General features: G+C 63.6%; 19 protein-coding genes. 7 read left to right on the forward strand and 12 right to left on the reverse strand.

The annotated features are described in order from the left end of the window. Positions 1-3: 3 nt before the first annotated feature. Genes GOOTI_RS13250 through GOOTI_RS13285 form a run of 8 tightly spaced genes read right to left on the reverse strand, consistent with a single transcriptional unit; the run spans position 4 to position 9,591 of the window. Positions 4-1,503 (reverse strand): hydroxymethylglutaryl-CoA lyase-like TIM-barrel protein, encoded by a 1,500-nt coding sequence (locus GOOTI_RS13250; RefSeq protein WP_007239107.1) that lies wholly within the window; start codon positions 1,501-1,503, stop codon positions 4-6. Further along, on the reverse strand, positions 1,500-2,939 hold the full coding sequence (locus GOOTI_RS13255) for an acetyl-CoA carboxylase biotin carboxylase subunit (protein WP_083835916.1): 1,440 nt from the start codon (positions 2,937-2,939) through the stop codon (positions 1,500-1,502). The genes GOOTI_RS13250 and GOOTI_RS13255 overlap by 4 nt, the downstream gene beginning before the upstream one ends. Further along, positions 2,932-3,531, reverse strand: coding sequence for an acetyl-CoA carboxylase biotin carboxyl carrier protein (locus tag GOOTI_RS13260; RefSeq protein ID WP_007239109.1), 600 nt, complete (start codon positions 3,529-3,531; stop codon positions 2,932-2,934). The genes GOOTI_RS13255 and GOOTI_RS13260 overlap by 8 nt, the downstream gene beginning before the upstream one ends. Beyond that, on the reverse strand, positions 3,528-5,270 hold the full coding sequence (locus tag GOOTI_RS13265) for a pyruvate, phosphate dikinase (protein ID WP_007239110.1): 1,743 nt from the start codon (positions 5,268-5,270) through the stop codon (positions 3,528-3,530). The genes GOOTI_RS13260 and GOOTI_RS13265 overlap by 4 nt, the downstream gene beginning before the upstream one ends. After that, a complete protein-coding gene (locus GOOTI_RS13270; protein ID WP_007239111.1) occupies positions 5,267-5,875 on the reverse strand; it encodes a hypothetical protein in 609 nt (202 codons plus the stop codon). Before GOOTI_RS13270 ends, GOOTI_RS13265 begins: the two co-directional genes overlap by 4 nt. After that, positions 5,868-7,364, reverse strand: coding sequence for an AMP-binding protein (locus tag GOOTI_RS13275; protein WP_007239112.1), 1,497 nt, complete (start codon positions 7,362-7,364; stop codon positions 5,868-5,870). The genes GOOTI_RS13270 and GOOTI_RS13275 overlap by 8 nt, the downstream gene beginning before the upstream one ends. Continuing rightward, on the reverse strand, positions 7,361-8,872 hold the full coding sequence (locus GOOTI_RS13280) for a hypothetical protein (RefSeq protein ID WP_007239113.1): 1,512 nt from the start codon (positions 8,870-8,872) through the stop codon (positions 7,361-7,363). The genes GOOTI_RS13275 and GOOTI_RS13280 overlap by 4 nt, the downstream gene beginning before the upstream one ends. Positions 8,873-8,886: 14 nt before the next feature. Next, positions 8,887-9,591 carry a PEP-utilizing enzyme gene (locus tag GOOTI_RS13285; protein WP_007239114.1) on the reverse strand — a complete coding sequence of 235 codons (705 nt, stop codon included), beginning with the start codon at positions 9,589-9,591 and terminating at the stop codon, positions 8,887-8,889. A 181-nt stretch (positions 9,592-9,772) separates the two neighbouring features. On the opposite strand from GOOTI_RS13285, the gene GOOTI_RS13290 reads away from it, so the two are divergent. The 6 genes from GOOTI_RS13290 to GOOTI_RS27375 all read left to right on the forward strand — a co-directional run bounded on the left by GOOTI_RS13290 (position 9,773) and on the right by GOOTI_RS27375 (position 15,195). Then, complete coding sequence (locus GOOTI_RS13290) at positions 9,773-10,555, forward strand: helix-turn-helix transcriptional regulator (RefSeq protein WP_007239115.1); 783 nt, start codon at positions 9,773-9,775, stop codon at positions 10,553-10,555. Positions 10,556-10,682: 127 nt separating this feature from the next. After that, the gene (locus GOOTI_RS13295; protein WP_007239116.1) at positions 10,683-11,063 is read left to right on the forward strand and encodes a PEP-utilizing enzyme; all 381 of its coding nucleotides are present in this window, start codon (positions 10,683-10,685) and stop codon (positions 11,061-11,063) included. Positions 11,064-11,215: 152 nt separating this feature from the next. Beyond that, a complete protein-coding gene (locus GOOTI_RS13300; RefSeq protein ID WP_007239117.1) occupies positions 11,216-12,259 on the forward strand; it encodes a hypothetical protein in 1,044 nt (347 codons plus the stop codon). After that, entirely contained in the window at positions 12,256-13,983 is a 1,728-nt protein-coding gene (locus GOOTI_RS13305) for a PEP-utilizing enzyme (RefSeq protein ID WP_007239118.1), read from the forward strand. The genes GOOTI_RS13300 and GOOTI_RS13305 overlap by 4 nt, the downstream gene beginning before the upstream one ends. Before the next feature lie 62 nt (positions 13,984-14,045). Continuing rightward, positions 14,046-14,987: an Rv3169 family protein gene (locus GOOTI_RS13310; RefSeq protein WP_007239119.1), complete on the forward strand. Its 942-nt coding sequence runs from the start codon at positions 14,046-14,048 to the stop codon at positions 14,985-14,987. After that, on the forward strand, positions 14,887-15,195 hold the full coding sequence (locus GOOTI_RS27375; RefSeq protein WP_505674645.1) for an Rv3169 family protein: 309 nt from the start codon (positions 14,887-14,889) through the stop codon (positions 15,193-15,195). The genes GOOTI_RS13310 and GOOTI_RS27375 overlap by 101 nt, the downstream gene beginning before the upstream one ends. A 133-nt stretch (positions 15,196-15,328) precedes the next feature. Here GOOTI_RS27375 and GOOTI_RS13315 read toward each other — a convergent pair whose 3' ends face one another. Further along, entirely contained in the window at positions 15,329-16,132 is an 804-nt protein-coding gene (locus GOOTI_RS13315; protein WP_007239121.1) for an alpha/beta fold hydrolase, read from the reverse strand. Beyond that, positions 16,129-17,193, reverse strand: coding sequence for an isopenicillin N synthase family dioxygenase (locus tag GOOTI_RS13320; protein WP_007239122.1), 1,065 nt, complete (start codon positions 17,191-17,193; stop codon positions 16,129-16,131). The genes GOOTI_RS13315 and GOOTI_RS13320 overlap by 4 nt, the downstream gene beginning before the upstream one ends. A 259-nt stretch (positions 17,194-17,452) precedes the next feature. Here GOOTI_RS13320 and GOOTI_RS13325 point away from each other — a divergent pair, with 259 nt between their 5' ends. Next, positions 17,453-18,013 (forward strand): helix-turn-helix domain-containing protein, encoded by a 561-nt coding sequence (locus tag GOOTI_RS13325; protein ID WP_007239123.1) that lies wholly within the window; start codon positions 17,453-17,455, stop codon positions 18,011-18,013. Between the two features lie 55 nt (positions 18,014-18,068). Here the strand turns inward: GOOTI_RS13325 and GOOTI_RS13330 are convergent, their stop codons facing one another. Next, a complete protein-coding gene (locus GOOTI_RS13330; protein ID WP_007239124.1) occupies positions 18,069-19,193 on the reverse strand; it encodes a TIGR03857 family LLM class F420-dependent oxidoreductase in 1,125 nt (374 codons plus the stop codon). 228 nt (positions 19,194-19,421) lie between these two features. Then, the coding region (locus tag GOOTI_RS13335) for a PEP-utilizing enzyme (RefSeq protein WP_007239125.1) at positions 19,422-20,275 on the reverse strand (854 nt) is incomplete at its 5' end.

The raw sequence follows: 20,275 nt of genomic DNA on the forward strand, positions 1-20,275 counted from the left end.
TCCTCAGTGGTCTCCGTGAAGCGTCAGCTCGAACCCGCCGGATTCGATGTGCAGATACGCGCCGACCGATGTGGCGATGAGCTTCTTGATATTCGCGACCTCCCTGCTGCTCAGCCCGTAATCGACGGTGCGCTGCGGCGTTGCGCGCATCACGTCGATGTCGTGCTCGGGCACGAGAAGTCGGAGTATCAGCTCGTCGTCGGAGATGTCCTTGCCGAACTTTTTCCGCAGTTCGGACAGCTCCGGTTGGGGCGGTTCCCAATCGCGGTAGGTCTTCGCCTTCGGGGAGTCCATGATCTTGTCCAGAACATTCTCATCGATCGGCGCCACCGAGTCGCCGTAGAAGCCGTTGGCGTAGAGCAATACCTCGTCGGGGACCACCGAATAACGGTTTCCGGTCACCACGTTCAGCACCGCCTGAGTGCCGACGAGCTGCGAGAACGGGGTGGCCATGACCGGATATCCGAGTTCCTTGCGGATCGTGGACATTTCGTCGAGCACCTCCTCGAACCGGTCCTCCATTCCGCGGTCGCGCAGCTGTGCTTTGAAGGTGCCGGCCATGCCCCCCGGAAGTTGGTGACGGTACTGGTAGAGCGAGAACTCGACGGGTGCCCCCACCGGCAGGTCGTCGAGACCCGCGACGTTGACCAGATGCTTCTCGACCGGTTCCAACCGTGAGTCGTCGATATCGACATCGAATCCTGCGTAACGCAGGTTGGCGACAGTGTTCTCCGTCGAGGGCAATGACACCCCTGCCGCCAGCGGTCTGCTCGCGCTGTGTACCCGGTCGGCACCGGCCAGTACCGCTTCGAGGTAGTTCATCGGTGACAGGGCGTTGTTCGAATGAAAGTGCGCCTCGACGGGGAGATCGCCGGCCTCCGCCTTGATCGCCGCAATGAGGGTGCGAGTGCGCTCAGGCGTCAACAGGCCTGCTGCGTCCTCGAGTTCGATGCCATCGGCTCCGAGTGCGACGAGTTCACGCGTGCGTGCAGCGTAGTACTCGTCGGTGTGGTACGGGCTATCGGCGTAGAGGATGCACGGAAGTGCCTGGGCACCATTGGATTGCGCCACCTTGACCAAGCGGCCGATCTTGTCGGTGTTGAACAGACCGTCGTAGATCCAAAAGCTGCCGATGCCGTGCGCGCAGAGTCGCTCAACCCAGAGATCCATCACGCTGTCAGCGGTCAGGCCGAAGGTGACGATGCCGTTGCTTCGAGTACCTGCGCGCACCGTGGTGTGCGGCATGGCCTTCGACAGCGAGATCAACTGATCCCAGGGGTCCTCCTTGCAGTGCCGCACCAGGACCTCGAAGATCGAACTCCCCACCAGGTCGATCGTGCGAAACCCGGTGCGATCGAGTTCGGCGGCGATCGGCAGGCCGATCGACTTGGTCATGCGCATCCCCCACCAGCTCTGCGGCCCGTCGCGCAGTGTCTGGTCGACGATGTCGATCGTTCGCTTGCCGCCGACGGAACGGTCGGCAGAGTCGAGGTAACTACTCATCTCGTCTCCTCACGAGTGGCGCGGAACTCGTCGGCACCCGTCTGGTCTATCCAGCGGGTCGTCATCAGTCCGTCGCGGAAAATACTGGCGTTCAACAGGAATCGACTGAAGTCGACGGTGGTGGTGACCCCGTCAACGTGCAACTCCGCAAGTGCGGCGTCGAGTCGGCTGAGTGCTGTATCGCGGGTGGGTCCGTAGGCGATCACCTTGGCGATCATCGAGTCGTAGTACGGGCTGATGACCGTGCCCGCACGGCAGTGGGAGTCGACGCGGATACCGATCCCCGACGGTGGCGCCCACGTCCGGACCGTGCCGGGCATCGGGATGAAGCCGCGCTCGGGTGACTCGGCCATCACCCGTGCCTCCACTGCGTGTCCTGCGACACGAACGTCGTCCTGCCCGAAGGACAGCGGTAGTCCGGCAGCCACCCGTATTTGCTCGGCGACGAGGTCGATTCCCGACACCAGTTCACTCACGGGGTGCTCCACCTGGATGCGCGCGTTGAACTCGAGGAACGCGAACACATCGGTGTCGGTGTCGTAGACGAACTCGACGGTACCCGCACTGTCGAGGTCGATCGCCTGCGCGAATCGTACTGCGGCGGCGTGAATCTCGGCACGCGTTCTAGCCGGAAGCGCCGGCGCCGGAGACTCCTCGATCACCTTCTGATGACGCCGCTGCGCGCTGCAGTCCCGCTCGCCGACATGCACCACCGATCCGTGTTTGTCACCGATGACCTGTACCTCGATGTGACGCGCACGCCCGATGAACCGTTCTACGTAGATCCGCCCGTCACCGAACGCGGCGGTAGCCTCCGCGATCGCGATGGGCAGTCGGCGACGTAGTTCGAAGTCGTCTGCGACCACCGACATGCCACGTCCACCGCCACCGGCAACAGCCTTGATCAGGACGGGGTAGCCGATGGTCGCAGCGGCCGCGATTGCCTCGTCCGGACTCGCGGTGATGTCGGAACCGGATAAGACCGGAACGCCTGCTTCCCTCGCGATCTCGCGTGCCTGGGCCTTGTCGCCGGTCCCCGCAACGATGGCGGGGCGGGGCCCGATGAAGACGAGTCCCTCCTCGACGCAGCGTCGTGCGAAATCAGGATTCTCCGAGAGGAAACCGTATCCGGGATGGATGGCGTCACAGCCGGTCCCGAGAGCCGCCGCGAGTACGGCATCGGCGTTCAGATAACTCGCCGACGCCGCGGCGGGTCCGATGCAGATTGCGCGATCGGCCATTTCCGGAGCCATCGTGTCGCGATCGGCCTCCGAGGTCACCACGACGCTCTCGATCCCCAGCGCACGGCACGCACGCACGACCCGCACGGCTATCTCGCCACGATTGGCGACGAGCACACGCCGAATCAGTGCACCGACCGGCGTTCGGGCCTGCGCGGTGACACGACGATCTTGCAGCGCCTGTGGACTACTCATGGGGCCGGATGAGGAAGAGCGTCTGACCGAACTCCACCATGTCGGCGTTGGCGGCACGGATGGCCACCACCTCGCCGGAGACATCGGTCACGACCGGATTCATCAGTTTCATCACCTCGACGATGCCGAGCTGATCACCCGCTGACACCGTGTCACCCACGGCGACGAACGGCGGCGACCCAGGATCGGGAGCGACCCAGAACGCACCGACCGTCGGCGAGGTCACGCTGATCAGCCCGGTCTCGTCGAGTTCGACCTCGCCGGTCGAGTTCGGCACTCTCGGACCCGGTGTGACGGGTGTGGGTGCGGTCGGAGCTGCAACGGCACGCGCGGTGGTGGTGAACGGTGCCGCCGTGGGAGCGACCTGCGACGGCACCGGGGCTGGTGGGGCTGCGGCATCGCGCGGTTGCGTGCCGGCGGATTCCGGAGGTGGGCCGTCCTTGCCGACGGCGATCGTGACATCGCCGACGTCGAGGCGCATTCCCGCCCATCCCGACGCAGCGAAGGTGCGCAGGATCTCGTTGATGTCATCGGGCCCGAGTCGCGGTGTTCCCGAAATCGACTGTTCGGCTGTTGCGGCCTGCTCACTCATCGGTCAGCCTTTCGGTGTGCCACCGCGGCGAGAAGTACCGGCAGCGGTGTGGTCGTCACGATCACCTCGACACCAGCGTCGAGTGCTGCGGATACCCCGGCGTCGGTCTCGAAGTACGCGCCCGTCACGACGCGGCAGTTCTCGGGAATCTCTACGGTCTCCCCGCCGGACGCGGCGATCGCGGCGTCCGCGTCGAACACCTCGACACCCTGCGCGGTTTCGGACACCGCCCGGAGCGGGGCGATCGCGGCGGCCCAGCGTGCCAGTGCTGCGAGATCGGCGTCGTCGTCGACTCGTGTCGCCCTTCCGCCGATCTCACCGTCGAATATGCGGGCGCCGGTGGCGTCGACCGTAACGATGCGGCCGGCGAGTGCTGGCGCGGTTCCCGCACCGCAACCCACGACGCAGGGCGTATCGAGCGCCCTACTGACCACCGCCGCATGCGATGTGGCACCACCGTGCTCGGTGACAACCGCCGAGGCGGCGATCATGCCGTGTACGTCCTCCGGACTCGTCGATTCACGCACGAGAATCGATCCCGGATTCCGTTGTGCCTCATCCGCAGTGAGTACGACTCGTCCCACGGCGTATCCCGGACTCGCCGAGACCCCAGTGGCCAGTGGTTGCGTGTCACCCACCGCATCGGCATCGATACTCGGCCTCAGCAGGTGTCGGACCTGATCGGCGGTGACACGCGAGCAGGCTGTTGCCTCCTCAATGGCGTTCTCGCCGACCAGCGCCGCTGCGATACGGACCGCGGCCCTCGCGGTGCGCTTGGCCGGCCTCGACTGCAGCAGGTAGAGCTCGCCGTGCTGCACGGTGAACTCGATGTCCTGCGCGTCGGCGCCCTCGCGGTCAAGTAGATCTGCTGCGGCGATGAGCTCGTCGTGCAGGTACGCGCGATTGCTCGCCAGCCACGCCAATGGCTGCGGCGTGACGCGCCCGGAGACGACGTCTTCGCCCTGCCCGCGGGGTAGGTACTCGCCGTATGGGTCCTTGGCACCCGTGAGCGGATTGCGAGTGAACAGCACACCGGTACCAGAATTTTCGTCGAGGTTGCCGAACACCATCGCCTGTACCGTCACGGCGGTGCCGATATCGTCGGGTATGCCGTAGTGCGCCCGGTAGGCCTTCGCCCGACGTGATTGGCTGGAATCGAACACCGCAGCAACGGCTTTGCGCAGCGCGGTCATCGGATCGGTTGGAATCGTGTCGCCGGTCTCGTCGGCGATGGCGGCCGTTACGGCTGCGGTGTCCGGCAAATCCTCGAGATCCTCGACGCATCCCGACACGAGCTTTCCGTAGAGGGCGACGAACCGGCGGTGCACGTCGGCTGCGAAGTCGGCGTGCGAGGTCTCCGCGGCAAGCGCGCTCTCGGTGTCCGGGTTGATGCCGAGATTGAGGATCGTGTCCATCATCCCCGGCATCGACACCGCAGCACCCGAGCGCACCGACACCAGCAGCGGATGCTCACCGCGGCCGAAGGTACGTCCGGTGCGATCCTCGAGATAGGAGACCCCCTCTACGATCTCGGCGAAGAGTTCGTCAGACAGTCGCTTGCCCGAGGCGAAGTAGTCGGCGCACGACGTCGTGGTCACGACGAAGGCCGGCGGTACGCGCAGGCCGAGTGCACTCATGCGCCACAGGCTCCAGGCCTTACCACCTACCAGTTCTCGCGCCGGTTCGTCGTCGAGCTCGGTGATGCGGAGCACCGACGGATTGGTCACCTGTGCAGTCATTCCTCCCGCTCCTGCCCCATCATGCGCAGCAGGTGCTCGTGCATCTGGTACCAGACCGTGTGATAAGAATCGAGCCGCACGTTGCTGACATAGTCCCGGTCGCCACGGTCGACACGTTGCAGCGCGACGTCGAGCCTCGAGACGAACCGCTTCGTGATCGGATCCGAGCCTGCGAACGGTGCCAGGACCGATTCCGCGCGTTCGTGCAGACGCGCGAGCCTGTCGATGACCTTGTCGTCGTAGTCGGCATCGGAATGATCGTTCGGCTGTTGCACCCCATCGACGGTGACGGTCTGCCACGACGTCATGAGTGAGAGCATCTGCTTGTTGACGCCCTTCTCGAAGTCCGCAAGGGCAGCAGCGAGTTCGGCGTCGTTGCGCTGCTCGGCGAATGCCTCGGAATACACCGAGTCGAGGTGTTCCCGGCCTGCGGGAGTGATCATGTATGAGCCTCGTGCGGCCATCACCTGGGCGTCGGCGACCGCGGCCTCCAGGTTCTGCGACACCGTCACGTCATCCTGCTCGATGATGTCGACGAGCTGTTCGGCGCTCGCGAGTTGCTTCAGCGTGAGGCCGTGCAGGGTCAGATCTTTCGGGTCAAGCATTTTCAACCTCCTTGTGATGCGCCATCGCCTCGCGGACGGTGCGTCGCAACGACTTCCCGACCGAACTCTTCGGCAGTTCGTCCCAGAACTCGATGTGGCGGGGTCGTTTGAATCCGGCCAGTTGCGTGCTGCAGTGGTCGACGATCTCCTGCTCGGTCACGTCTTCGCGAACCACGACCGCGGCGCTGACTCGCTGGCCCCACCGCTCGTCGTCGACCCCGACGACCGCGGCCTCGCGCACCGCGGGGTGGGTGAGCAGTACGTCCTCGACCTCCCGGGGATAGACGTTGAACCCGCCGCTGATGATGACGTCATGACGTCGGTCGAGCAGGTACAGATATCCGTCGTCGTCGAGTTGTCCGATGTCGCCGGTGCGTAGCCACCCGTCCGCGCCGACCGTCTCCGCGGTCGCCTCGGGCCGCTGCCAGTAGCCACTCATGGTGTGCGGACCTCTGGTACACACCTCGCCCGCGGCCCCTGCCGGGAGCGAGTTTCCCTGCGCGTCACGGATATCGACCTCGACGAACGTGTAGGCCTTCCCGGCCGACGCGAGACGCTCCGGCGTGTGCTCGTGCGGCTGCAGGCACGTGATCGCCAGTGGCGCCTCGGCCTGTCCGTAGAGCTGAGCGAACACCGGTCCGAGCTTGTCGATCCCACGTCTGAGGAGCGCCGGAGCGATCGGCGCGCCCCCGTAGCAGAGGCGGGTCAATCCCAGTCGATCCCGGTCGATCACCGCGTCCTCGATCAGCATCGCGATCATGGTGGGCACCATGAATGTCGACGTCGCGCCGTACTCGACTGCCGCGTCGACGAATCCCTGCGGCGTGAACCTGTCGAGGATGACGCTGCTGCCGCCCTTGACCAGGTGGGGCAGGAAGAATGCACCACTACCGTGCGTGATCGGCGCAGCGTGCAGCATCACCGAGTCGGGCCCAAGGTTGGGGAGCAGGTCGACGAGGAAGTTCGCCACCTCGGCGAGTTCGCTTCGCGTCGTGAGAATCACGGCCTTGGGCTTGCCGGTAGTACCGCCCGTGTAGGCCAGTCGCAGCGGCGCCTCCGGATCGCGGACCACGCGGCACGGCCCGTCGGGCGCCGACGCGATCATAGTGTCGAGTTCGTCTGTCCCGATGACGATGTCAGTTCGCTCGGGGACCCGCCCGTCGGTGATCAGCGCACGCGAGCCAGAGTCGACGATCTTGTAGGCCAGTTCGACGTCGGTCTCTCGGGCATTGAGTGGCACCCGCACCAGTCCGGCCTTGGCCAGCGCGTAGTACGTCACGACACCGTCGATTCCGTTGGGCACCAACACCGCGACGTGATCGCCCGGCGCCAGTCCTCGTGCGAGCAGCGCGGTACCGAGACGATCGGTGACCGTGTCGAACTCGGCGAAGCTGATATTTCGTCGACCCTGGATCAGTGCCGGTGCGTCACCGAAGGTGCGCGCAGCCCTGCTGATGAGATCGGCGAGTTGCATGTGCTGTCCGCTCACTGCGCACCCTCGGTCGACGCGTGCGGACGTCCGACGCGGTACAACTCGTCGGCGAGGGGGGAACCGTGGTTCCACTTGACCCACTCCTCGTCGAGATAGCGGAACTTCTCGTCGTGCACCACGGGACTGAACCCTCGTGCACGACGGTTGTATTCATCGATGTCGATACGTCCGGCGCTGGTGGTCCAGAGTGCACTCTTCGCGTCGAGTGTCGACCCGCCGCGCAATTCGCCACCGACGGTCGGCGCGAAATCGTCGTCGACGAGCACCGAGTAGGGGATGCCGCTCATCATGTTCTGGTTGAGATTGGAGTAGCGCGCCATCGAGTACCGGTTGGTCTTCTGCTGGGGGAACCCGATGAGTCCCACCATCTCGGCGAGATAGTCACGGGCGTACTCGTCGTTCATCAGCGGCTTGAACCGCTGCACGCGTTCGTCAATGTCGAACCAATCGCTCTGCCGGTACGTGCCTGCCAGATGGGCGAAATCCTTGCCGACAGACGAATACACCAGTGCGCCCGCGTCGATCATCTGCTCACGACTCCACGTGGCCATCCGCTTCCACAGGTCGGCGGTCGCCTCGGTGAGGATGTCGCGGTAGTGCTCCATCGTCTCCGCGAGGACCTCGGCGTTCTCCATGCCCACCGGGACGTAGCCGTCGGTCAACGGATCGGAGGTGTACATACCGACGGCGGCGATGTTCGCTGCGTCGTAACTCGGCTCCGCCTCGAACGATGCCCAGTCGTCCACCAGACGGAAGTTCGTGTCGGAGAATACGATCGGGATGGTGAGGTTGTTGTGCGGCAACGTGACCGCGATTCCGTCGAGCCACGGGTAGTCGCCCTCGGTAAGGTCGAAGAAGTCGCGGACGAGCAGTTGCCGATTGTCGCCGAAGTTGTACGGCCCGCTGTTGTGGATTCCGATCCGGCACTCACAGTGCGCGAGGAAGGCGTACTGCGACAGTGTGGCAAGCAGTTTCACCGTCGCCGTGTGCAGACGGTCGCCGCTGCTCACTCCGTGCAGCTGGTCGTTGAATCCGTCGAGGGTGCGCTCGGGCAGGAACTGCGAACGATCACCGAACTCTTTGTTGCTGACATGACCGTCGTTGCGGTGGTAGGAGAGGTTGAACCGCCTGCTGAAGTCCAGGACGTCGAGGACATCGTCGGCGGCGTCCTGCGGCCGGATCAGGCCCCACGACATCAACATCTCCCGACCGAGCAGGTAGAACGCGGGCATCCCCCACGCGGCGTTGACGGTGTTGACCTTGAAGCTGGCCTCTCGGACCCGATCGCCGAGTTCCTCTGCCGGAATAACCGATTCGATCTCACGCAGCTGGGTGGGGAGGCGGTAGAAGCTGTTCAGATAGCTCAACAGCATGTAGGGGTTCATCGGGAAGAGCTTCGACTCCTGGACCGTGCGGGTGATACACAGCCAGTAGGTGGTGTCGCTCAGATTGCGGAGGAAGCTGTTCGATTCCAACAGATCGGTGTAGCGGATCTCTCGTGACATGTCGGCAGGTCTTTCTACTTGTCGAGTTTCCAGATGCGGGCGTGGCCGGTGTCTCCGGTCTCGTATGCGTCGGCGGCGGGCGGAGCCACGGACGTCTCGATCTCAACGCGGTCACCGTCGGAGAGACCGTCGATTCGGCAGTTCATCAGCGTCGGCACCCCGTACTCGCGGGCGAGGATGCCCAGGTGCGAGCGCACCGTTCCGCCCAGACAGATGACACCGTGGAAGCCCTCGAGGATGGGCGCGGTGAGTGTGCCGCCCGAATCGTCGATGACGGCGATAATGTTCTCCGGCACGCCGCTGGCCAGCAGCTCCATGACCTGCTCGATCCGCGAGATGCGCGCGACGATGCCCACCGTGTTGCTAGTCGTGGTCTGCACGTTGTCGCCACGCCCCGATAGCGACTGATCACTGCTGCCCTCGTCGGCGACGAAACCCTTGTCGCCGCCCTCGGGACGCCGATACTTCTCCGGTTCGGAGTCCAAGGACGCCGTCGCGGAGAACTCGAAGCGATACCCGCTGTCGAGCGCGTCCTGCTCGATGGCGCGCGCATCGTCGAGCGTGAACAGGTCAGCGGAGAAGACGTCGCGCTTCCAGTCGAAGTCCGCATTGGATGTACGGGTTCCGGTGAGTTCCCGGATTGCACCGTTGTAGCGCTTGGGCAGTGGGAGGGTCTCTGACGTTCCCCACTTGGGGGCTATCGTTGACGAGTCGGACATGGTGGGACTCCTTGGTCTGAGAAGCATCGCGCCCAACAGTCGTGCCGCCATATGCCCTGGTCAGAGGGCCGTATCTGGTGCACGAGCCGGGTGTGATGTAAACCTATTGACGCTGCTTCATGTGATGTAGTCCACATTGGGGGACACTTTCGCGAGCAGCTCGGCACGAGGAGTCACCGTCATGGCAATCACCACTTCCACCTGGACCCCGCCTGCGATCCTGGACGTCGAGGACTACCGCAAGGCGTTCGAGATCATCTCGGGTTGCCACGACGCCTCGACACTCGCCCAGTTCCGCGAGGGCCTCGTCGAGGCGCTGTGTCGGCATCTCGATGTCTCCAACGTGTCGTTCTTCTCGGGGTCGACCTTTCACCTCGTGTTCGAGGACACGACACCGCTGACGTCGGGCATGACCGCGAAGATGTTGCCCGAGTATCAGGAGCGCTGGGCGTCACATGACGTCTTCGGGTCTCCGCCCGCCGTGCGACAACTGTTGACCTCCTCGGTCGCGTCACTCGCCGAGCTCGAGAACCAGCACCGTCTGCCGTCGTCGTCGGAGGCATACGTCCGGCACTTCCTGCACGAGCGCTGGCATGTCGGATCTGCTGCGGGAATGCGTCTTCCGCTCGCGGGTGGACGCATCGCGCTCATCGGACTGTTCGGCAAGAACGCGGCCGACCTCGGACCGCACGAGATCGGTGTACTGCGTCTCGTCGGTCAGCAACTCGCACCGGTGACTAAGCGGCTACCCATCGAGCCGGCACTGCAGGCCGTCCGTAACCTCACGGGACGTCAACGCGAAGTGGTGAAGCTCGTCGCCGACGGTCAGAGCAACGCGCAGATCGCCGACATTCTGTGTATCGCAGAGGATTCGGTGAAGAAGTACGTCACCCGAATCCTCCACCAGACCGGCTGTCAGTCACGACTGGAGCTGGCGCTCATCGCACGGGACGCCACTCTCTGAACGAGGTGCATCCCCAGGATTCGACGTTGCTCGCCTAATTCTGTCCCCCAAAGTGGACTGCCGGTTGATGTGATCTGGTTCATATTCTGCGAAGACCCAATGCTCGCAGAAAGGGCAAGGACACATCATGTCACCATCGCTCGACCACGCTGGTACCGGCGTCAATCTCTTTGCTACAGCCAATCTTTCGGGTACCGCCCGTTGGTTCGAAGACACCTCGGACGTCCTCGACATCGACGACGACGACCTCGAGGACACGATCGCCTTCGTCCACAAGGGGGGCATGACCTTCTTGTCCCCCATCCTCCCCGACCTCAAAGGCATCGTCTGCACCGCGGGAAGCCGTGAGTCACACCTCGCCATCCTCTCGCGCGAATCCGCGGTTCCGTGTGTCCTCGCAGCGCAATTGGCGGCGGACGTTCCCTCCGGCGCACAGGTGACGCTCGGACTCACCGACGCCGAGACCGCCACGATCGACATCGTCGAGTCACCGGCGGTGATCGCGTGAGCTCTCCGACCGTCGCCCACAGCCAGCGCCTGCTGACTGATCCGGACTATGAGCCGACGCTCGAGGAATGAAACGAGCTCATCCGCGAAGGCGGCCGCGCATACAAATCCGAGCTCTCCAGGCGGACCGTCTTCGAGTCCGAACTGTTCGGCATGAACACCTACATCATCATGTCGATGATGGAGGACTACCTGCGGGTTCCCGAACGTATCCGGGTGATCACCGACAAGATGTCGCCAGAAGAGTTGGTGGCCAACAGCGTTCCCATCGGAACCAAGCGCAGCTTCATCAACCTCGCTGCCATGCCACTGCACTACCTGACGGGACGTGAGCTCTACGTCGACCTCGGCGAGAACACCCTCTCCGACGGACTCGACGAACAACTCGACGTCCTCCGATTCTGGCGTCGGGCGACCATCGCCATGCGCACCGACGGCGTGCTGTACAACATGGACGCCACACCGCCCAACAGTTCACACGTCGTCGATCGCGACATCCTCGAGTCGATCGTCTCCCAGCTCGAACCCAACGACGCAGAGACCACCACCGCCCTGCGGAAGTTCGCCGCGCGCCTGACCGCGTACGCCTTCCTGGAGAACTGCGATGCGCGTACCGCGGTCTGTGACACCGGCCCGTACGACCTCGGTGACGGCACGTTTCTCGCCTTGCGCGAACTGTGCTGCGACGGTGTCGGCGACTTCGAGTGGCTCGACGGCATCCGAGATACGTTGCCCCATCACAACTTCGTCCTTGCCTACCGCCTGCCATCGACGGTGGCGATGGACAACAACGTGTGGGGCACGGCATGGTTCACCCCGAGCGACTACCTGTCGGACGTGATCGCCGCCCGTGTGTTCACCACCGACGACACCGGTGAACTCCACGCGCTGAGCCGCGACGACGTCGTCGACATGACAGCGCACATCCGCAAGGCGCATCGCGCGCTGTATGCCCGCCTGGCTGAGACCGACCCAGAACTGCGCAATCTGTACGCCACGGAGATGTACAGCTGGAAGCTCAAGGCGTGGGCGCGGATTGCGGGATGCTACGACGACATCGATTGGTCGATCAGTCCGTCGATCCTCGCGTCGTACGAGCGATTCAGTGATCCCGACACAGCTCTCGCGCTCATCGGCGGGATCTTCGTGCCCGCGGATCGGGACAGTTGCTTCCGCCCAATCGGAGGTGCCCGGTGACCACCACCGTTCCCGTCCGCAGAGTGGGGTTCAGTTCGTACGAATTCGCGCCGATACACGGCGTCATCCGCCGCTTCCGTACCCCGCAGGACGTGTTGGACTCCTTCGACCTCGATCTAGATGGCGTCATCGCTCTCGTCGATTCCGGCGGCACCACGTTCTTGTCCCCGATCCTCGGCCGACTGCGCGGCATAGTGTGCACCTCTGGTACTACCCGTTCGCATCTGGCGATCGTGTCCCGCGAGTACGAGGTCCCGTGCCTGCTATCCGTCGACCTCGGCTCCTGGATCCCTGAGAATGGTGAAGAGGTCACCATGACTTCGGATGCGTTAGGAAAGGGAGCGCTGGTCAAAGAGAACACCATCGGTGTCGACGACCCGGGTGCGCAGCATGCAATCAGAGAACCCAACGACGACTCTGTGACCCATACGCCAATCGAGCTCGAGGGACCACGTGACGTGAGGACGTCAGGTTCGGCGGTGACCGACTGGTGGAACTACATCAGGACGGTCGGAGACGATATCGCGCGCAAACCGTTTCCGTCATCCGTCGGTCCGGACACAGTCGCCCGCTTGTGTGCGCAACCACTCACCGACGAAGGGCTCAACGACCTGATTCTCCACATGGGTCGATCGTTCAAGCCCGAGATGACGCGGCGCTCAGGCTTCACGTCTGAGTTGTTTCCGATGATGCCGTACATCGCCATGTCGACCATCGAGGACTTCCACACGTACCCGCCTCGCGTGCGTGCCATCGAAGCGGAGCGTCGAGCAGAGGACATCGGCGCCGAACTTCGTCGCCGGCCGGGGTTGATCAGTCCATTGTGGATCTGGATGGTTGGCTACCATTACCTTTGCGGTCGCGAGCAACTCATCACGCTCGGTCGGTTGCGCCCTGATGAGGACATCGACGATATTCGCACTGTGATCGACTTCTGGCGACGTCTTTCGCTCGGATACCGGGGTGACGGGACACTCGACTACAAGGACGCGGGATTCACAAATCGCTACCTTCCAGCCCCCGAAGTAGACGCTCTACGAGCTGAGCTACGACCACTCTTCGATGCGGGGAGTCGAGATCTTAAGCAACTCAACGCGACGCTGTCCGCATACGGGTTCATGTACTTCACCGATTCCCGAGTAGGAATCTGTGACAATGGGCCATACGCAGATGGGCCCGACCACGCGATTCTGATTCGCGACTTCCTGTCTCTGGATTCCGGACAGTTCTCCTATCCGTGGGCCCGAGACTGCGATCTGCGACTCAGCGGCGTGACCATGGCGCTGAGGTTTCCACGAAGAGCGTTCGGCTATTTCGAGATCAACGACTGGGGAACGACTTTCACCGAGCCTGATCAATTGCTCGGTGCCGTCACCGACGCAGCTGTCATCGGGTGGCGCGCAGACGGAAGCAGCGTCGTCCTCGAGTCCGCAGCATGGGGTGATCTCGAGAAAGAGATCACACAACACCACCTACGGCTCTATCAGGATTTCACCGGTATGGACCGGCAGGATCGGATCTTCTCCGCCACCAGGATGTACAGCTGGGGGTTGCGCCCTTTCGCAAAACAGGTTGGCATCGATGACGAGATCGACTGGTCCATCTCCGAACGGACGATGTCGCTTTATCCAGATCCACTTGATGACGACGACCAGGCCGGAGCCCTCTTTGGTGGCTCCGTGATCGCTCACTCAAGACCGAGCGCATTCACTGCCCTGCACTGAACACATTCCACGAATCGAAGCGCACACCAATATGAACTCCCGTGTGCTCGGAAAGGTATCTCATGAAGCAAGACATGCAGCTCGTTACCCCCTCGGACGAGTTTCTGATCCACCAGACCGCCGAAACATTCGCTACAGTATCGCAAGCCGACTACTCGTGGACCGAGAAAGTCTGGCTCTCGATGTTCGCACGTGACGGCTCGCTGCAGATCGACTTCGGTCTGGGAAAATACATCAACCGCAACGTGTTCGATGGCTTCGCCGGGATCTCGCGGGGTGTCGAGCAAATCACCGTCCGCGCAAGTCGCGAGTACGACGATGATCCCGAACGTCTGGGCGTAGGACCAATTGATTATGAGATCATCGAGCCGATGCGGGCTCTACGGTGCACCCTCCGCGAAAACGACGTGCAACCCCTGAGTTTTGACGTCGTGTTCACTCCGATCATGGCGCCCTTTCTCGAGCGTAAAGATGCTCAGCGCGGCAGCGACGGTTTCCGCGTAGCGTCTGACCTTCGCCGTTTCCACCAGCTCGGAACAGTGTCGGGCTGGGTCGAAGTCGACGGCAAACGTACCGACATCACCGACGAGACATGGCTCGGTTACCGCGACCGGTCGTGGGGCGTACGAATGGATGTAGGCTCCCCCGCGCCTGATGTGAAAGCCCCTGACCGCATGAACCAGAACTTCATCCTGACCTGGAGCCCCATGTACTTCGAACCGGCAGACGGAAGCGATCCGTACGAGATCCACCACTATCTGCAATGGGTCGACGGAGAGGTGCACTACTTCTCGGGCTTCCTCAACCACGCAGACGGAAGTCAGCAATCGTTGTATGGCATCGCAGACGATCTGAAGTACGACGTTCAGACCAGGCGACTCCTCGGCGGGACCATCACTTTCGATGCAGGTTGGGGGGGATCGACGGGTGATCGAGATCGAGCCGGTGTCAGACACCGGATTCCATCTTGGCACCGCGAACTACTTCGGATTCAAGGGCGATAGACACGGTCAGTGGCACGGCAACGACTACACCTCCGGTGAACGCTACGAGGACATGACCGAGCGGGACACGCTTCTCGAGGTGCATCAGCTGCGCGATTGCGTGATCCGCTGCTCAGAGGGCGACGCGACTGGCTACGGAATCTTCGAGTCCATCGTCATCGGCGGCCACCCGCGCTATGGACTCAGCGGCGACGATTCATTCCTCTGACGCCGTCAGATCCATCGAGCACAGCCCGCTGGAAGCTACTACTACTTCGGGGGGCTGCCGACCGACACTCAGCGGTGCACCTTCTCAGCGTCGACATCACAGGCATCGTTGACTCTGCTGCTTGACGAACTGCTCATCCGCCGCAACCTTGAGGAAAGCACGTTGCTGTAGCTTTGCGCGCGAACTCCGTGATCGCGCGCACCACGGACGCCGGTTCGGACAGCTGCGGTGCGTGGTCGCTGCCGAGGGTGATGACTTCCGCGCCGGGAACGAGTTGCTGCATTCGCCGTTGTGCGGCCACTGGGACCGAACGGTCGTCGGTGGCCTCGACATAGAGTCTCGGGATTCGTCCGAATCGCTCCGCGGTCCAGTGCGGGGCGATGAGGCGTCCCGATTCCCGTTGCGGACACAGAGATCTCGACGCCGCGATGGCGTCGGCCGGGTCCGCCTTCTGGAAGAACACGCTGGCCGCGGCCTCCGGCGGTACGGACGTCGTCTCACCGTCGTCGCTGACCGTGAGGAATGCGGCGATACCGACGGGTGGGCGCAGCCCCGCCGCGTCGCACAGGTCGCCGAAGTTCCAGTCGGAGGGCAGCATCATTCCGGCGATGTAGGCGACACCGCAGACCCGTTCGCTGATGCGCTCGGCCACCTGGGTTGCAACGACTCCCCCTCCCGAATGACCGACGAGCAGCAGTGGTCCGTCCACGTCGTCGATCTGACGCAGCACCTCGTCGACGACGTCGCCGAGGCTTGCGGGTCTGTCCAACGTAGGACCGACGCCGGGCAGCCGTACCGGGAGAGGCCGCATTCCGGCCAGGTCCAACGGTTCGAGAAGTCGATCCCACACCCAGGTGCCCGCCCACGCGCCGTGGATCAGAACGATGGTGGGCGAGCCCCCGTCGTCGGGCGTGGGCACTGCAGCGGGCTCGGTCATCTCGCCGCTTCCGCTGCGGAACGAACGCGCGCTGCTTCGCGGACGGCGCTCGTGTTGGCCTTGCCCTGTCGGGAGCCTGCGAGCTTCGCGGCTATGTGCTCGCGGACTGTGATCGGCTCGTATGCCAGACCATTGTCGGATTCGAGATGGCTGGGCAGCGTCTCGATCGTGGCGTCGATGTTTCCGTCGTGGAAGAAGGCGACAGATCGGCGGCGTTGGATCGTCCCGTTGACGATCGGCGGCTTCACGCGGTGCAGCGTCGACATCCAGCGATCGTTGGTGAGCCGGGCGGTCAGGTCGCCGAGATTGATCAGCAGCGCACCGTCGATGGGCGAGACGTCGTGCCACACGCCATCGCGACCGAGCACCTGTAGGCCTGCGACTTGATCCGCCCACAGAACCGTGACCAGCCCGAAGTCGGTGTGCTCACCCATTCCGGTCAGATCGCCGTCGAGGGTCACCGTGCCCTCGGGCAGCGCGTAGTTGTTCATGCGCAGCACGTCGACCGAATGGTCGGTCAGATACTCGAAGAAGTCCGACGGCAGCGACAAGGCGTCGGCAAAAACGCTGGTCAGCACCCGCGCGACCCGCGCAGCGTGCGCGTAGTACTCCTCGACCTTGGGCCGGAAGCCGTCGAGATCAGGCCAGACGTTGATCCCGTAGTCGTCCTCGGAGAGGTCGAGTCCGGCAAAAGACCGCGCCTCCGTGCCGACGTTGAATGCCTCGAAGAAGTCGTTCATCCGGCTGGCCGCCTCGATACCCAAGCTGAGGCTCAGAGACTCGCTCTTGGGCGGCGAGTAGCCTCGGTTCCCCTGTGCCACATAGGTTTTCTTCTCCTCGAGCGACTGACCGAAGAAGTCGTCGACCGCCTCGCCCAAGCCGCGCCAGACGTCGTCGGGGACCGCATGGCCGAGGACCTGCACGAATCCCACCGTGGAGCACGCGCGATCCATCTCGTCTGCGACCCGGGCACGGTCTTCGGCCGTGCCGTTGCCGGTGTACGGGCTGATGTCGATGACTGGCACCTCGAACGCGGTGCTGTCGGCTTGTGTGGTTGACATGGTGAAACGGTTCCTCGTGATGTTGTGAGAGATCGCCTCTAGGCGTGGTGAAGCCGCCGAGGCGATGGCATACTGCAAGGCGCGAGCTGCACTACATATAATCCTGATTAATCTTTTATTAGCTGTGTCGATAGTGTTGCGGCACGGTTTCGATCTGTTACGCCTGCGTTAACCGCGCCCATTGCGCCGGTCACTCTGACGGATCCTCGCGCCCAGACACAGCGCCGAGACGCTGTGGCAGGCCTGCTACCTTGCAGACGTGGACGACGACCAGGCCCAGATCGCCCGCGCGCTCGGCGCAGCAATCAGAGAGACGCGAAAGGGCCTGGGACTGACGATGTCCGAGGTGGCCAGGTCGACCGAACTGTCACAGCCCTTCCTCAGTCAGATCGAGAACGGCAACACGACGCCGAGTGTCATCAACCTCCACAAGATCGCCCAGACCTTGGGAACGACCGCGCACGCCCTGCTCGAACAGAGCAACAGGCTGCCAACCGTGGTGTCGCGTGCCGGGGAGACCAACGGGTACAGCCTCGGGACGGATGCACGTGTCCGATTCTGTATCACCGGCAGACGGCTCCTCGACTGCAACGAAGTAACTGCGGGACCGCGCTCCGAATCCGAGGCGGCCACCTCGCACGCAGGAGAGGAGTTCGTCTACGTCATCTCGGGTGAACTCCGCATGAGCATCGAGGGACGCGACTACCTTCTGCATCCCGGTGACACCATCCACTACGCCGCCACGGCAACACACCGCTGGCACAACGACTCCGACGCCGAGACGGTCTTCTTGTTCGTGAGCACGCCGCCCAGCTTCTAGCGGTTTGCCGGGACGCGGTGTTCCGGTCTCGGATCGGGGGCGAATAACGGCAGACCTACGCGCGGTGCACCTCGCTGCACGGTGACGACCCCGCTCGAGCATCTTCCTCGATCTCCTCGAAAGCAGCTGTGGTCGACACGAGTTCACTAGGAGTCGCCCCATGCATGATCACACCGTCGACGCCGAGGTCGAACTGACGACGTACGAGTTCGGCGCAGCGTGTGGGCGAGCCGGTGGCAGCGCAGTCCAGCCATTCCGCAGGCAGCACTTCGCGAAGTCGCTCGAGCGTCTCCTGATCGCCAACGGCGTCGGCCCAGCCGTCGAGACCTGACACCACATTCGAGGATCGGAAACGTTCCAGCAGCGCAGGATCCCAGTTGTTGGTCTTCACGAGGAGGTCTCCGTACACCTGTAGATAGGTCGCGAGCCTTCCGACGGTCTTTTTGATGAACGTCTGGTCGTCCACCTCGTCGGTGACCGTCGCGTAGCACGACCAGATCGTGACCGAGCGTGGGTCGCGACCCGCCTGCTCAGCTGCGGTCCGGACGGTGTCCACCGCACGCACAACGGTGTCGTCGGCGAAGAAGGTGTGGAGAACCACCACGTCGTATGCGCGTCCGGCCATCGCCAGGGTGGCGGGGCCGAATGCTGTTGTCGCCAGCGGGATGTCCTCATGGAATCCGGGATCGAGCTTGAGCGCTGGGAAGTTGCCCAACCTGCCCTCGTAGTCGAGCACGGTTTCACCGTGCCAGAGCCGACGCATGAGGTGCGCGAACTCTTCCAGTTCGGCGGTGGTCGTCTGTGGCAGGCCCATGGCAGCGATCTGTGGGCGCAGACCCCTGCCTACACCCAGGGTGAACCGCCCGCCGGTGAGGCGGTGCATGGTGGTCGCGAAGGCCGCGGTGATCGCTGGATGACGGGTGTTGATGTTCGTCGCAGCGGTCGTGATGCCTATCGTGTCGGTGACTGCTCCCGCAGCTCCCGACAGTGCACACGCCTCTTTGACATTGAGCCGCTCAGAGATGAACGCCTGGCCGAGGCCTATCTCCTCCGCGAGCGCCAGCTCGTCGAGCATCTGTCGAGGGCTCTCGACGTGTCCACCGAGCGCATAGAATCCCAGTCTGTCGGTTCCGATTCGCGGATCCCGCGGCGTGTGAAGCCCGACAACAGTCTCAGACATGAGCCACCTTGCTCTGCGCGGTAGGCCCGTCAGAACTGATTGTGGAAGCATGCATGAGGGCTCCTCGTGGGTGTGCGAGACGATGGGCGCTGGCACGCGTACTGCGCGGACCCGATCTGTGAGTGGAACCTGATGTATTTCAAAGGTTTACGGCACGTGGAGTCTGCGCCCTGGATTCGCTCGGGCCCGGGCCATCGCAGGCTTCCGGGCCCGAGCGAAGACTGTGCGCTACAGGATGGTGACGGTTCCTGCAGTGCCGTTCACCTCGACGGTCGCACCATCGGCGATGCGCTTCGTCGCGTCTGTGGCCGATACGACGCACGGGATACCCAGCTCACGACTCACGATGGCTGCGTGTGAGAAGGGTGCACCGACGTCGACGATCACGGCTGACGCCGCGACGAACAGCGGGGTCCAGGAGGGATCGGTGATCGGAGCAACCAGGATGTCTCCCGGCTCGAGAGCGGACGGGTCGTCGGGGCTGGTGATCACGCGCACGCGGCCGGTCGCCGTTCCGCCGCATGCGGGCACGCCCGAGATGACGTCGCCTTGCGACGCTACCTGTGCCGTCCGATCGGCGCGCAGAGCCCACTCCGTGACGGGCGGAGGCGTGCCATCGACGACGAATGGCGGTGTGCGGTCGAACAAGTCGAGGTAGCTTCGCTCGCGGTCGGCAACCGTGTCCGTGTAGTTCTCCGGGTTGTTCAGGAAGTCGTCGAGCTCGCTGTCGAACAGCATGTAGATCTGCCGCGGCGACGCTAGGGCACCCTTCTCCGCATATCGCCTGCCGAGTTCGTTGGCGCACAGCCGGAGTTCGTGCATCAGCATCGCGGCCGTGGTGCGTCCGCGTTCACGACCGCGCATCCACAGCGCCGACGCATTGAGCACCGCCTCGAACTGGGCGGAAGCCTCGGCGTCGGCCGCCAACATCTCCCTGATTGCCTGCGCCGATGCATCACGCTGCGATGATCGCTCCGCCGACTTGCTGGCCGGCGCTTCGCTCTCGGCGACATCGCGCATGCGGTCGATCGTGGCCAGCGCGAGGTCGGGATCGACGCCCCAGGTGATCGCCCGGATCTCCC

This window comes from Gordonia otitidis NBRC 100426, from assembly GCF_000248075.1.
Lineage (GTDB): Bacteria > Actinomycetota > Actinomycetes > Mycobacteriales > Mycobacteriaceae > Gordonia > Gordonia otitidis.

Excerpts from the sequence above, each read along its gene's own strand:
- GOOTI_RS13250 (WP_007239107.1), bottom strand. The coding sequence starts at position 1,503 with ATGAGTAGTTACCTCGACTCTGCCGACCGTTCCGTCGGCGGCAAGCGA.
- GOOTI_RS13255 (WP_083835916.1), bottom strand. The coding sequence starts at position 2,939 with ATGAGTAGTCCACAGGCGCTGCAAGATCGTCGTGTCACCGCGCAGGCC.
- GOOTI_RS13260 (WP_007239109.1), bottom strand. The coding sequence starts at position 3,531 with ATGAGTGAGCAGGCCGCAACAGCCGAACAGTCGATTTCGGGAACACCG.
- GOOTI_RS13265 (WP_007239110.1), bottom strand. The coding sequence starts at position 5,270 with ATGACTGCACAGGTGACCAATCCGTCGGTGCTCCGCATCACCGAGCTC.
- GOOTI_RS13270 (WP_007239111.1), bottom strand. The coding sequence starts at position 5,875 with ATGCTTGACCCGAAAGATCTGACCCTGCACGGCCTCACGCTGAAGCAA.
- GOOTI_RS13280 (WP_007239113.1), bottom strand. The coding sequence starts at position 8,872 with ATGTCACGAGAGATCCGCTACACCGATCTGTTGGAATCGAACAGCTTC.
- GOOTI_RS13285 (WP_007239114.1), bottom strand. The coding sequence starts at position 9,591 with ATGTCCGACTCGTCAACGATAGCCCCCAAGTGGGGAACGTCAGAGACC.
- GOOTI_RS13290 (WP_007239115.1), top strand. The coding sequence starts at position 9,773 with ATGGCAATCACCACTTCCACCTGGACCCCGCCTGCGATCCTGGACGTC.
- GOOTI_RS13295 (WP_007239116.1), top strand. The coding sequence starts at position 10,683 with ATGTCACCATCGCTCGACCACGCTGGTACCGGCGTCAATCTCTTTGCT.
- GOOTI_RS13300 (WP_007239117.1), top strand. The coding sequence starts at position 11,216 with ATGAACACCTACATCATCATGTCGATGATGGAGGACTACCTGCGGGTT.
- GOOTI_RS13310 (WP_007239119.1), top strand. The coding sequence starts at position 14,046 with ATGAAGCAAGACATGCAGCTCGTTACCCCCTCGGACGAGTTTCTGATC.
- GOOTI_RS27375 (WP_505674645.1), top strand. The coding sequence starts at position 14,887 with ATGCAGGTTGGGGGGGATCGACGGGTGATCGAGATCGAGCCGGTGTCA.
- GOOTI_RS13315 (WP_007239121.1), bottom strand. The coding sequence starts at position 16,132 with ATGACCGAGCCCGCTGCAGTGCCCACGCCCGACGACGGGGGCTCGCCC.
- GOOTI_RS13320 (WP_007239122.1), bottom strand. The coding sequence starts at position 17,193 with ATGTCAACCACACAAGCCGACAGCACCGCGTTCGAGGTGCCAGTCATC.
- GOOTI_RS13330 (WP_007239124.1), bottom strand. The coding sequence starts at position 19,193 with ATGTCTGAGACTGTTGTCGGGCTTCACACGCCGCGGGATCCGCGAATC.